We start from the raw sequence: 12,887 nt of genomic DNA, 5'->3' as shown, positions 1-12,887 counted from the left end.
CGCATGCCTGCAGGCCCAAGAGGCTTCAATGCACGGCTGTTGCAGGAGCGCTACTTCCGGCGTAGCCGTCGTTCGGAGACGCACTCGATGAGGACTTCTCGATCATCCATCGCCTGCCGAGGAATAAGCGCAAGCCCTCTGCTGCCGTGGGGCTGGTGGTGTGCTTCCGAAGACGGCTGGCGACGTCCGCCACGCAAGCCCATTCGTCGGCGCCGATATCAGGGTCGGCCATCATCTCCCGTACCGCCTCGGCAACGAGGTTGCTCGCCTTCCAATTGGGTGCCGTGACCTTGCCGAACCGCTGGAACGCGACGACCGGTAAGGGCTCGAATCTCCAGATCGTTCCCGACCGCTTGGCAATCATGCGACAACGGAGTCGGGACAGCGCCGGTCCGGGGTCGCGCTGCTCGAGTGTCCGAAGAAGTCGTGCGGGTATCGTGAGCGAGCCAGTCAGAAGTATGACGCTCAGCACAAGCCTCTCGTCGTGGCAGAGGCCGTCGATCAGGGACCGGAAGGGTGCAGCAAGCGTGGCCAAAGACGGCGTCATGCTGGTGAGCTGCGTTGCGTATTCGGCGTAGGAGAGAAGCCCTTGTCGGTCTTCAAGGTGATGGGCTGCGGTCACAAGCGCACCCGCGTGGTGGCCGAGCAGATGTGCCACTTTGGAAAGTGCAGTCGATTCGCCGTCGTTCTCGGGCGGCCTGCGGCGGGAGAGGACGGCAACGGCGTCGTGGTGTGCCATCGGGCCCAGTTCGATCACTGGCATGCGAACGTCGAAGAGATTCTCATTGCTCACGAACACTGTTCGCAGACCGGGTGGCGCAGCGTACTGGCCGAGTGCAACAACATCCAGGTGCGCCGGCACGTCGTCGACGACGAGGACGCCTGGGTGGTCGGGACCGCACAGTCGACCGAAGCGTTCCAGGGCGGATACGTAGGCGTCCACCGCCATGGCTGACGTTGCGGTGCCGCTCAGGCTGACCCACCACGCTCCGGCCGGGTGTGCGCCGTGGAACCGTGTCACGTAGGCTGCGGCGAGCGCTGACTTGCCGGAGCCGGGAAGACCGCAAATCGATGCGGCGGCAGTGCTGCGCCAGGCCTGGGTCATCGGAAAGGTCGGCGCGATCAACCCGCTGTGAAGTTCCCACAATTCGCGGTACCGACCGACGAATCCGAAGGTGTCAGTGGCGTGGGGACCTGGTCGCATGAGGGGCCCCGACGCTCCGATGCCGGTCGGGATCGGAGCCGTCCGCGCCTTGATCTCCCGTGCCAGTTCGTCGAGCGCCCCGTCAGTGGTCGCCGGTCGCGCGAACAGGGCGTCGGCGAGCTCTGCGGGTGCCAGATGGCGGTTGTTCGGCTCCGGGTTGATGACCATGACCCTGCGGAGCGCGTCGCCTTCCCGCTGTCCGGCGAGAAACGCGATCATCAGCTCATGTTGACAGGCGGCCCTGATCGCATAGTCGGCAGAGTAGTACGCGACCAGGGTCTTGGAGGATGCAAGGGCGTTCGCGATGCTGCTGCTGATGCCGGTGAATCGGGTGATTGAGTCCTCGTCCAGGAACACCCGCACGCCGATTCGGCGCAGCGCCCTCGCCAGTGCCCTCACCGGCGTGCGGTCCGAGCCGCTGCGCGACAGGAACACGTCGAACCGGGGTGTTCCGGCGTCGCTCGACACGTGGCTGCTCCTTCCTCCTACCCGGCACGGTACCGGGTCTGCAGTCCTCGGCATACCGTTACATTGTCTCCATTGAAATGTGTAACGCCTGGGTCGACCCGCCTCCGTTCAGAGCGCTTCCTGCAGCGGCGAGAACCCGCTAAGCTGCCCCCGGCGAGAGGAGGCCTGTTCGATGCCCGGTGACGACATGTTCGGGGCCCGACTGCGAGAGCTGCGGGTGGGCAACGGGCTGAGCCTCCGGGCACTGAGTCGCGTCATCCATTACAGCACTGCGCAGATCAGCCGGGTCGAAACGGGGATCTCGCGTCCGACGGTCGAATTCGCCGTCCTTTGCGACAGGGCTCTCGACACCGGCGGCGAACTGGGAAGGCTCGCGGCAAGGAGTGCGGCTCGCCCTCGGCGTGCAACCCACCCTTCTTTTGCCCCGCCTCTGGAGCCGACTCACTTCGTCGGTCGTCACGATGACGTCACCAGCCTCATTCAGTACCTCAAGCCCTCCGACGGCAACAGATCACCTGATCACGCGCGGATATGCGTCCTCCACGGTATCGGCGGAGCGGGCAAGACCGCGCTGGCAATCCGATTAGCCAGACTGCTCCGGGACCAGTACCAAGACGGCTGTATCTACGTCGATCTGGAGGGCTACCGTCTCCACGGCAACCCTCATGCATCATCCGATGTAGTCGCCTCGGTCCTCCGCCAGTTGGGGGTACCCGGCGAGCTGATTCCGGATGACGTCGGCGAGCGCGCTGCCCAGTATCGGCAGTTGATGTCTGATAAGCGCGTCCTCCTGATACTCGATGGAGTCAAGTCGAGCGATCAGGTGCGACCTCTGATACCGCCGATACCGACATCGGCCGTCCTAGTGACCGGTCGCGCACAACTCACTTCGCTGGACGACGCCCTGCAATGGCAGGTGAAGACGCTGGACCGGAAGTCCGCGATCCACCTCTTCCACCTGGTTGCCGACCTGCCTGAAGATTTGGCCGATCGTGGTGACCCGGAGTTGGTCGGCTCCATCGTGGAACTCTGTGGCCGCCTTCCGCTCGCGGTCCGGATCGTAGCGGCCCGGTTCCGGGACAACTGGTCTAGAACTCTCGAAGACGTGGCTTTGCGGCTCACCGACGAGAAGTCTCGTTTTGAAGAGCTTGACGACGGCGAGCGGAGCATGATGGGCGTTTTCTCGGCGTCCTGCGCTTCCCTTTCTCCGGACCAGCATCGGATTCTGGTCCTCATTGCACACCACCCGGGAAGTCGAATCGACACGCCGAGTGTGGCGGCGTTGGAAGACCGCTCCTCAGCCGACGCCGAACTCGTCTTGGACCGACTGAAACGCGCTGGATTGCTCGAACACCACTCCAGGAATGCATACCGGCTGCACGACCTGTTCCGCGCGTATCTGCGCCGGACCTGGACGGATGCCGTGTCCGCCGAAGAACTCGACGTCGCACGACGCAATCTCTTCGAGTATTATGTTCGTGCGGCGGACGCGGCGGACAGGGCTATCGTCCCGCACCGCCATCGAATAACCTTGTCACTTCAGGGCGAGTCCCGCACTCAACCTGACTTCGCGGACTTCGATTCCGCGATGGCCTGGATGAGCGCCGAACTGGAAAATTTCCCGATACTCTTAAAGTACATGACGGATGCCGGGTACGACGAACTTTGCTGGCAATTCGCCTACTGCTTGCGCGGATACTTCTACGAGGCCAAGCAGTGGGATGTCTGGGTAGACTGCTACCACGTCGCCGCCGATGCCGCGGCTCGTACGCGCGATCGCCGAGCGGAAGGTCTCATCCTCAACAACCAGGGCATGGCGCTGTCCAGGTTGGGCAGGCACAGGGAAGCCGAGAAGTGCTACGTGATGGCCGAGGGCGCGTTCCGTGACGTGAATGACGTCCACGGGGAGATCAACGCGGTCAAAAACCGTTCCTGGCTGTACTACTACGAGGCCGACTACGAGAACGCGCTGCGGTTGGGTCGCCGGTGCTATGACTTCTACCGATCCGACCAGGCGGAATGGCACGCTGCCATCGCACTGCGTTGCGTCGCACGTGCCGAACTCGAACTCGGAATGCTGGAGGAAGCCACCGCGGACCTGCGCACGGTCCTGGCCGACTACGAACGGCTCGGGTTCCGGCCCAAGCAGATCGCCAAGGTCTACATCGATCTGGGGCGCGCGGTGATCGGCGGCGGCGACCGGGACGGCGCCATCGACTATCTCAAGGCCGCCATCGACCAGGCACGATCCGGGTCCGGGATCTATGAGGAGGCGATCGCTCTGGAGTCGCTGGGAGACATCGTCTCCTCCTTCGGGAAACACGAGGAGGCCGATCAGCACAAGACGGCCGCCCTTGACCTCTACTCCGCGATCGGCGCACCCGAGGCCAAGCGGCTTCGGCCCAGCGTGGCCCGCCCCGCTTCGACAGAACCATCGTTAAAGGCCGGTCGAACGGAAGGGCCGACCGTGCTCGCGGTCGCAACCGAGTGGTCGTCCGGTCATGGCGGCCTGAGTACCTTCAATCGGCGGCTGTGCGTCTCATTGGCTGAGGCAGGCGCCGAAGTGTTCTGTTATGTGCCCGTTGCGTCGGATGCCGAGGTCCGAGATGCCGCGGTGGTCGGAATCGAACTGGTCATCGCCAAACGCACCCCTGGCGAACCGCGTGACAAGTCGTTGACCCGACGACCGGCACTGCCCGCAGGTGCCGTCCCGGACGCCGTCATCGGGCACGGCCGGAAGACAGGGCCGGCGGCCGTGCGCATCGTCGAGGACTACTTCACCACAGCGCGGCGGGTTCACTTCATGCACACTATCGCCGACCACGTCGAGTTCGACAAGGTCGCCCCGGAGCCGGGCCTCATGGAACGGGGTGAAGAACGCGTCGAAGACGAGTGGGAGCTCGCCAGGGGTGCCGCGCTCGCCTACGGAGTCGGCCCTGTGCTCCACGACCGGCTGTGCGTCGGCCTCGGCGGCTACCCCGGAGCCCGGACACCATTGCGGTTCGACCCTGGGTTCGACATCGCCGAGCCGGGACTGAACCATAACTCGCCCCGTGGTGGCCGGGTCGTCCAAATCCTGATAGCTGGCCGACTCGGCGAGAGCGAGGCTGACATCAAGGGCCTCGACCTGGCAGTTCGTGCGATCGCCTATCTGCTCGAACTGAGGGATCCACGAGAGCCCGAAATCGAACTGGTGATCCGGGGCGTTCCCATCGGTGGCGAGGCACGCCTGCGAGAACTGGTCGAGGTCTGGACCGACGGCAAGCCCGTACGAATACTGCCTCGTGCGTACACCGCGCGTGCGGAGGTCGTCGAACAGGACATGCGACGGGCCACGCTGGTCGTCATGCCCTCGCGTACCGAGGGCTTCGGGCTTGTAGGCCTGGAGGCGATCGTCGCCGAGAAGCCGGTGTTGGTCAGCGGGTCGAGCGGCCTCGGGGTGCTCCTCGACGAACTCCTTCCACACAATGTGGCCGGTCGGGTGGTGGTACCGATCAAACGCGACAAGTTCGACGTCCGGCGTTGGGGTGAGGCAATCAGGTCAGTCCTCATGAATCCTGAGGCCGCCGGCGTCACTGCGGCCACCGTCCGCGAGGTGATGGCGAGCAAACGGACCTGGGAGATGGCAGCAAAGGGCTTGCTCGATGCGCTGCGGACCGCGCCCATAGCAGCAGGCACGGAAATCGGAATGCCAGAATAGGCAGCGGTTGTCGAAGGTGTGCCGCTCGAAAAGGCATCGTCGCTAATAGAGCGTATGGGGTGCCAATAGTCGGCCACACGGTCTGACCTGCGGTTAGGTGTATGAGGCCATGACGTTGGTGACGCCGTCGTGGAGCCGGGTGACTGGCGGTTGGTTTCCAGCGGCAGTGTGTGGTCGATGTAGTTGTAGTGCACGTTCCAGACGGCCTGTGGGATGCCAGACCTCTGCGCTGAGGCGCTGAGCTGCGGCAATCGCGCACTACGTGCTGCAGGAGCATGATCGTGAGGCGTGGCACTACGACTGGTGTACCTGATCTTCGTGCGGCTCGTCGGCTGGCTGGTTCTGCTCGGCCGGTCATCGGCGGCCAAGGACGTGGAGCTGCTGGTACTGCGGCACGAAGTCGCCGTGCTACGTCGGGTCAGTCCCCGCCCGCGGTTGGACTGGGCCGATCGCGCGGTGCTCGCCGCGTTGGTCCGACGACTACCCGACCGGTTACGGCAACACCGGTTGGTGACACCGGGCACCGTCCTGCGGTGGCACCGGCGTCTGGTCGCGAGGAAGTGGACCTACCCGAACCGCACCGGCCGACCTCCGATCGACGACACCATCGTGGCGATGATCGAACGGATGGCCCTGGAGAACACCGGGTGGGGCTACCGCCGGATCCAGGGCGAGCTGCTCAAGCTCGGCCATCGGGTAGCCGCGTCAACGGTTCGCCGTGTGCTCAAGCGCCTGCGGGTACCGCCCGCGCCCCAGCGTGACACCGGCATGTCATGGCACAGATTCCTGCGCGCCCAGGCAGCTGGCCTATTGGCCTGCGACTTCTTCCACGTCGACTGCGCCGTCACCCTCAAGCGCGTCTACGTGTTCTTCATAATGGAGGTCGCCACGCGTTACGTGCACATCCTCGGCACCACCACGAACCCGGACGGCCCTTGACCACGCAACAAGCCCGCAACCTACTCATGGACCTCGGCAACCGGGCCGACGACTTCCGGTTCCTGATCCGCGACCGGGCCGGACAGTTCACCGCCTCGTTCGACGCGGTCTTCTCCGCCACCGGCATCCAGGTCGTGAAGATCCCACCACGGTGCCCGCAAGCCAACGCTTACGCCGAACGGTTCGTCGGCACCGTCAGACGCGAAGCCACCGACCGACTGCTCATCATCAACGAACACCACCTGCGGACCGTGCTGGACCGCTACGTCTCCCACTACAACCACCGCCGACCACACCAAGCCCTACAACTCACACCACCGCGACCAGACCGGCCGATCGCAGAGCCGGGCTACACCTCGACACGCCGCCGACCAGTCCTCGGCGGCCTGATCAACGAGTACGAACCCGCAGCCGCCTAACCGCAGGTCAGACCATATAGCCGACTTCTGGCACCCCACACGATCTGCCGCGCGATCGGACGTCCCGTCGGAATGCCGCCCATGATGGCCGCTACGCGCAGAACATCCACGCGGCCACCACCGGGCACCACCCGTGTTGACCGGTAGCGGCGTGCGCGCTGCTCGAAATCACCGACTGGAAGCACCCGGACAGCACCGCCGCGCACGTCGACCACGACCAGGAAGAACACCCGAACGGAGGACACGATTCGCTTTAGCCAACGCGACCCCATTTCGCCCCGCTCGATCCGATCCTCCCAAAATCCTCCCAAACCCCGCGTTACCGACCAGTACAGACCATTATGGACAGTCATCCCAAGATCGACACGAGCACGCGAAAAAGCCCGCTGACCTGGTCTTTCATCCAGATCGAGCGGGCTTCTTCAGACCGTCGGGACGACAGGATTTGAACCTGCGACCCCTTGACCCCCAGCGGGACAAGGGATGTCCACAGTGGCCCGTTCAGGTCCGTTGTGGCTGGTCGAGTCCGGCGGCAGTCCAGGTCAGGGCCTCCAGTCCGGCCTCGTCTAACAGGTTCGTGAGACGCCTGTGAGACGGGACCCGAGCACCAGAGGTCCTGTTCATGAGGAACACCATCCCTTTCAACGCGCCGAATCCGGCGTTCGTCGTGCCACTCCGACGTCCGCCGCGTCGCATCCGACCACCGTTCGATATGGACGGTCCTGGGCGCTTTGACGCCCCACAGGCGAGTGAGACTGCTGAGCAGTGGCGTGCTCGTCAGCACGCCGACCGAGTTGCCGCGCTCCTTGAGCCGCTGGACGGCATCGTTCTGGGCGAGCACGACCGGGACGTCGTCGAGTGGTTGGCCGACCGGGACACGTCGGTGGTCGGCACCGTCGCCAGCCTCTTCCACCGGGTCCGCGCCGTGGGCGGTGCTTGGTGAGCATCGAGGCGATCACCTGGGCGCTCAACCACGCCCCCATCCCCCGCGACCGACGCGACGCCTCATCGCTGGCCGTCGTCCTGCTGGGCCTGGCGAACCACGCCGACCCGTTCGGCCGCAACGCCTTCCCCGCCGTCTCCACGCTGGTGCGCTACACCCGACTGTCCGAGCGGTCGGTCCAGTACGCGCTGCGGGCGCTGGAGGAGCTGAAGTTGATCGACCCGTCCGACCCGACGATCGTCGCCGCATATGTGAAGCGCTCCGACCGCCGCCCGCGCGGATGGGACCTGGCCATGCACCGCGCCGAAAGGCCTGTGGACAACTCAGCGGACGAGGTGCAGAGTTTGCGCCCCGCTGACCAGCACAGGGTGCAAACGCGACCCCGCGGGGTGCAAGCAGCGACGGCACGAGGTGCAAACACTGCACCCGAACCGTCCTTTAACCGTACGAAGAACCGTCCTTCGCCGAGCGCGCCCGGTGGGCGCTCGGCGGTGCCGCCGGAGTGTGGGCAGTGCGACGCCCGCCCCGGTGACCCGGTCAGCGCCCGCGTGGTCTGGCAGGACGAGGACCGCACGCGGTCGGTGCCGTGCCCGCACTGCGCGCCGCGCCGGAGCGGGGGTGGCCGATGAGCCGCGTGCATCTCACCTACGCCGAGCCCGCCACCCTGGCGCACCCCTGCGGCTGGATCTCCCCGGCGCATTGCCTGGAGAACCGGGTGGCCGCCGAGCGGCTGCGTGATGCGACCAACCTGTTGTCCGGCCGCAACGCCGCCGCGCGCCGCATCTGGCGCATCGTGGACTGCCCCGGCGGGAACTGCGAGGTGCGGCGATGACCACCCTCATCCCCTTCCCCGAACCGGGCGACGACGACGTGCGGCGCGCCGTGACCGAACTGGAGAGGTACGTCGCCGGGCACGCCCCGGTCGTGTCCGATGCAGCCCCGGTCGTCGCGCCGCCGTCTGCCACCAGGCGGGTCCGGGAGTTGCGTGCCGAGGTGGACGAGGCGCACTCCCTGTTGGAGTTGCAGGCGGACGCCGCGCCGCTGCTGGTGGACACCGACCGGGTGCGCCGCAGCCGCAAACGCGCCGCCGAGGCCGCCCGACTGCACACGCTGGCCCAGGACCCGGCGGCACGGGCCTGGCAGGCCGCGCGGGTGCGCCTGGTACTGACCGTCGTGGCGTTGGTGGCGCTGGTCGGTGCGCTGGGCTGGTCGACCACGGGCGTGCACCACACCTTGACCCGGTCGATGACCGAGCGGGGCGCGGCGTGGTGGGGTGCGTGGGCGGTGGAGCCGGTGATCTCGGCGGTGCTGCTGGTGGTCGTCGGCGCACGGGCCTTCTTGGCGACTCGCGGCCGGGTGCTGCGGCACCGGCACCTGACGGTGGTCGAGTACGGGGCGCTGGCGGTGACGCTGACGTTGAACGTGTGGCCGTACCTGCCGTGGGTGTCGGTGCCGTGGGCGCGGTTCGACACGATGCAGCTCCTCGCACACGCCATCGGACCGCTGGTCGCGGTCGGCGCGGTGGCGGTACTGCCGGTGATCTGGTCCGCGTTCGCGGACCTGGACCACGGCCTCCCGGTAGGCCCTACCGCCGCACCTACCGGCCCGGGGTACAGGGAAAACGTCCTCGACACAGCAGCAGAACAACACGGCGCTACCGGGGATCGGGTGGCTCTACTGGTGAACCGTGCCCGGAGGTTGATCGCCTCTGGCCGGTTGCCCGCCGACCCGTCCGCGACCCGGCTGCGTGAGGCGCTGGGGTGCGGCACCGACACGGCCCGCGAGGTCCGCGACGCCCTGCGTAGGGGTGCCGCGTGAGCCTGACGCGGCAGGAAGACGACGTGGGTGGCGAGCTGATCCCGTTCCCGACACCGCCTCGCGCCCGGTGGGACGTAAGGCGGTGGGTTGACCATCGGGAACAAGCGATCACCTAACTGACCACGCGGGCGCATCGTGACCAGTCCGAACACACGTTCCGCCGCCTCTCCAGGGCCTTCGTGCTGCCACACCTTGACCACCAATCACCCAGCTGCGGTCACTCAGGCATCCGTGTCACGATCGCGCAACGCGACGCCTCGCAACTTCAGACGCGAGCACGCGCGGCGGGCTCGCGCGATTGACCTTTCACCGGACCAGGAGTTTCGGAAGCCGCCGTCGACGGATAGTGGCGATGCGGGCACCGCGCAACAGGATGACGACGCACCTGCGGCGATCCGTCCCAGGCGGGCACGCGACTGGCAGGTGCAAGAGTCAGAAGGTTGAGCGGGACAAAGGCTGAGTACGATCTTGAGAAGCAGAGGCTCGCAGCCTGCGGTTCGGGGTGTCCCCGCCTGCTTCGGACGGCAGCTTGCAGGGCCGCTGTGCAGCCCGTGGGCGATGAGCTTGACGTAACAGTCAACTATGCCTATCCTGACATCCGAGGACTGAGCGCCTACCCCTATCTGTAGGGTGGGCATACAGTACCTGCCGCATCAGTGCGAGCCGACCACTCTGGCAACGAGGGTGGCTGGCAGGGCCTGAGGTTCAAACGGCGGCAGGTTCGGACGGTTGTTCAGTTACTCCCACCAGGTCATGCCCCCAAGGCTTGATCTGCCATGCTCGCACGCGGAGCTGAGGAGTAGCGAGTGAACCCGGACGTCAACCCCGAGGGGCAGTCCAAAGCCAGCGGAGAGCCGGCAACCAGCGGTCCAGACGATCCGCTCGACAGCGTGCAAGCTCACCCAGTCAGTCCTGAGAGTGGCGAGGGCGTGCCCAACATCGGCACGTCTCTCGCCACCTCATCGGCGACTGTAACTTCTGGCGTCGAACTAAGCGGCATGCTGCCCAACTCTAACGACGACTCTACTGAGTCAACTCCCAAGCTGGTGGCCGACGCCACCGATGTCTTGCTCGATACTAACCCCGCTTTCGGCCTTGTCCAGTTGGCGGTGACGAACTTGCGTTCCCGCGGGAGAAGGACGACGGCTGCCGCAGTCAAGACTGAGATGCAAAGACTCTCTGCTGGGGGCTTTAGCGAGAGTGAATACGGCCACAAGAGCTTCCGACACTTTCTAGTGGCCGCAGAAAAGGCCGGGTTCATCGCGGTGCGCCTACCAGCTTACGGGAGCGGGCAGGATGCCGAAATAAGCATGCCGCAGGATGTGCAGCCGCCAGAGTCTTCGACTTCTTCGGTACGATCCATACGGCCGGACATATGGTCGACCTTTTTCGACTACCGTCCAGATATTACTCGCGTTTTCGATCTCCGAACTCATCGAGCGGCGAAGTTTCCGATTGATCCTACCTCACGTGAGTCGAGTGACGTGAGCGAACTTCGCACGCGATTCATGGATCACCCAAACGAATTCCTCGTTATCGAACCAGTTCAGATCGACGAGCAACTGGGCTGGATGAAGGCATTTGCGAGTGAAACGAGCGAACCTGAGCGCGCACTACTAGAGGATGCTCTAAAAAAAGAGAAGCCCCTCGCCGCATTCACGTCAATGGTTCGATCCAACACAAGCCTCACCGAACGTTGGAACCGCTTCAGGCTCGGACGAGTGACCGCTCGCGTCAAAGACTGGATGCAACAACACGGCCTTGAATTTGATCTTTACGATGTAGACTCTTTGACTGGGCGAAAACGCCAACGTGATCAAGGCGGAACCTTCGGTTCGGTGACAAGCAGAACCGATCGAACAACACCAAGGAGCGGCGTGGACTCCGAACAGGTGAGGGCACGCGTTCATCGTGCAGTAGCCCGCATGCCACTGTCCGAATTGCTACAATTGCGAATTCCAGTGGAGTACATACTGGAACCGTGAGCAGACTCATTGGATTTAGTCTGCGCAGTTTAGTTGCAGACTGCCGGATCCTGGACGCGGCACCTAGATTAGGTGGCCGCGAGCACCCCATTGGCTTGGGCATCAAGCTGAAGCACAAATGGGCTATCTCCGGTGAGTCGGATGTTCAACTACCTCGATCATCAGCGGGCCTGATGCGCGTCAAAGAGGCCATCAGAAGCCGACCTCTGGGCGTGGAGGACGATCTAAAAGAGGCCGCTTGGCGGGCACTTCTGGCAGACCCGGGCTTGGTCGTCCCTTTGCGGCCGCCTTCGCCGGAGGAGCTTCTTAACGCTGGAATCGTCCTACCGGAACCAAGTATCCGCCTTCGCCACATTGGATTAGCCACCGTCCTCTCCTCGGAACCAACTGCCGTGAGCCCTGCCGGCTTGGTAAGCGGAGCTCGAGTTGCAGTCGTGGCACGAGTAATCGTTATAGATGGCCCCCACAAGGGGGCATCGCCAGTAGACGCTTCGATAAGTGCACGTTGGGTCGACGAGACGTCTACATTCTCCGCAATTCTAGAGTCTCTGTGGCTTCGAGCCACACCTGCGGCCCAGCAACGTCTCCCTAGCGGAGTCGCACGCAAACGCATTGTAATTCTAATGTGCGACTCCGCGCCCTCCGATTTTAGTGAGGGATTGGTGGTGGACGGCTTGCGAGCCACATCTTCAGTGCTGGATTTCAACGCGCAGATTATCTTGAACCCTAGCAGCCAACGGCCGGAGCTGGCATTTCGCCTCCGCCACGAGCCGCCATCAGTTCTCGCAGTATGGAAGAATCGCGTTCATTCTGCCGAAGCATTTATATCTTCCTACCGGGAGGGCACCGCTCAGCCGCAGGTTGTCGAGCTTGAGGCGGATTCAGCGGCGGACTTTTCTCAAGAGCTACGCCGGGCATTGATCCGCATGCGGAGATTGAGTCCGGCGCTACTGCTACTCCAAGAGATTGACTCGGCTGAAGGCAACGCCGCAAAAGTGGTCGATCTCACGCTCGAAGATCCACCACTTCCTATAGATTCATGGACAAGCAAGAAGAAACACGACCGGTTCGGGCATTTCTATGAGTTCGATAAAGGCCCGCTGTGGTACTCAAAAGTCGTCGCAAGACAAGATCGACACGGCGGCTGCTACTTCAAGCTGCACCGAAGGGTTGGCGAGACGCTTGAGTGGGTGGCCAATCTTGGTCACGATGGGACTCCACTCCCCACTCACAAGGGCCCTGTAGGTAAGTCGATTCCTATGTCTGAACTCCACGGCTAGCGGGATAGCCTCGGCATGAGTTGAATAACCCAGCGGGCTTGCATGAGATGTGATGTCCGTTTTAGTGTGATGCACTGCCATCGGCTCCTCGACGATGATTAACTAGATGCCTGACAATGCTGCACCTGTCG

At 64.1% G+C, this 12,887-nt stretch carries 11 protein-coding genes and 1 pseudogene; 9 read left to right on the top strand and 3 right to left on the bottom strand.

The window, feature by feature from the left end:
• Positions 1-25 precede the first annotated feature (25 nt).
• Positions 26-1,672, bottom strand: coding sequence for a TIR domain-containing protein (locus ACRAKJ_RS09010; RefSeq protein WP_438919954.1), 1,647 nt, complete (start codon positions 1,670-1,672; stop codon positions 26-28).
• Between the two features lie 172 nt (positions 1,673-1,844).
• Between ACRAKJ_RS09010 and ACRAKJ_RS09005 the strand changes: the two genes are divergently transcribed.
• Complete coding sequence (locus ACRAKJ_RS09005; RefSeq protein WP_438919953.1) at positions 1,845-5,372, top strand: glycosyltransferase; 3,528 nt, start codon at positions 1,845-1,847, stop codon at positions 5,370-5,372.
• Positions 5,373-5,465: 93 nt separating this feature from the next.
• Here ACRAKJ_RS09005 and ACRAKJ_RS09000 read toward each other — a convergent pair.
• Positions 5,466-5,575: pseudogene (locus ACRAKJ_RS09000) on the bottom strand (IS481 family transposase); the annotation flags it as partial.
• Between the two features lie 85 nt (positions 5,576-5,660).
• Between ACRAKJ_RS09000 and ACRAKJ_RS08995 the strand changes: the two are divergent.
• Both ACRAKJ_RS08995 and ACRAKJ_RS08990 read left to right on the top strand, forming a co-directional pair.
• A complete protein-coding gene (locus ACRAKJ_RS08995; RefSeq protein WP_438919952.1) occupies positions 5,661-6,311 on the top strand; it encodes a helix-turn-helix domain-containing protein in 651 nt (216 codons plus the stop codon).
• Between the two features lie 26 nt (positions 6,312-6,337).
• A complete protein-coding gene (locus ACRAKJ_RS08990) occupies positions 6,338-6,730 on the top strand; it encodes an integrase core domain-containing protein (protein ID WP_438919951.1) in 393 nt (130 codons plus the stop codon).
• On the opposite strand, the gene ACRAKJ_RS08985 is transcribed toward ACRAKJ_RS08990, so the two are convergent.
• Complete coding sequence (locus tag ACRAKJ_RS08985; protein ID WP_438919950.1) at positions 6,727-6,960, bottom strand: hypothetical protein; 234 nt, start codon at positions 6,958-6,960, stop codon at positions 6,727-6,729. The two genes, ACRAKJ_RS08990 and ACRAKJ_RS08985, sit on opposite strands and share 4 nt — an antisense overlap.
• A gap of 392 nt (positions 6,961-7,352) precedes the next feature.
• Between ACRAKJ_RS08985 and ACRAKJ_RS08980 the strand changes: the two genes are divergently transcribed.
• The 6 genes from ACRAKJ_RS08980 to ACRAKJ_RS08955 all read left to right on the top strand — a co-directional run bounded on the left by ACRAKJ_RS08980 (position 7,353) and on the right by ACRAKJ_RS08955 (position 12,756).
• A complete protein-coding gene (locus tag ACRAKJ_RS08980; protein WP_438919949.1) occupies positions 7,353-7,673 on the top strand; it encodes a hypothetical protein in 321 nt (106 codons plus the stop codon).
• Positions 7,670-8,302 carry a helix-turn-helix domain-containing protein gene (locus ACRAKJ_RS08975; protein ID WP_438919948.1) on the top strand — a complete coding sequence of 211 codons (633 nt, stop codon included), beginning with the start codon at positions 7,670-7,672 and terminating at the stop codon, positions 8,300-8,302. The genes ACRAKJ_RS08980 and ACRAKJ_RS08975 overlap by 4 nt, the downstream gene beginning before the upstream one ends.
• Entirely contained in the window at positions 8,299-8,505 is a 207-nt protein-coding gene (locus ACRAKJ_RS08970) for a hypothetical protein (protein ID WP_438919947.1), read from the top strand. Before ACRAKJ_RS08975 ends, ACRAKJ_RS08970 begins: the two co-directional genes overlap by 4 nt.
• On the top strand, positions 8,502-9,491 hold the full coding sequence (locus tag ACRAKJ_RS08965) for a hypothetical protein (RefSeq protein WP_438919946.1): 990 nt from the start codon (positions 8,502-8,504) through the stop codon (positions 9,489-9,491). Before ACRAKJ_RS08970 ends, ACRAKJ_RS08965 begins: the two co-directional genes overlap by 4 nt.
• An 806-nt stretch (positions 9,492-10,297) precedes the next feature.
• Positions 10,298-11,476 carry a UPF0158 family protein gene (locus ACRAKJ_RS08960; RefSeq protein ID WP_438919945.1) on the top strand — a complete coding sequence of 393 codons (1,179 nt, stop codon included), beginning with the start codon at positions 10,298-10,300 and terminating at the stop codon, positions 11,474-11,476.
• Positions 11,477-12,141: 665 nt separating this feature from the next.
• Positions 12,142-12,756, top strand: a complete 615-nt coding sequence (locus ACRAKJ_RS08955; RefSeq protein ID WP_438919944.1) for a hypothetical protein — start codon at positions 12,142-12,144, stop codon at positions 12,754-12,756.
• The last annotated feature ends 131 nt before the right edge of the window (positions 12,757-12,887 follow it).

The organism is Saccharothrix sp. DSM 118769, assembly GCF_052936295.1.
The sequence above is the reverse complement of the archived record's forward strand: the minus strand, read 5'-3'. Positions and strand labels throughout refer to the sequence as shown.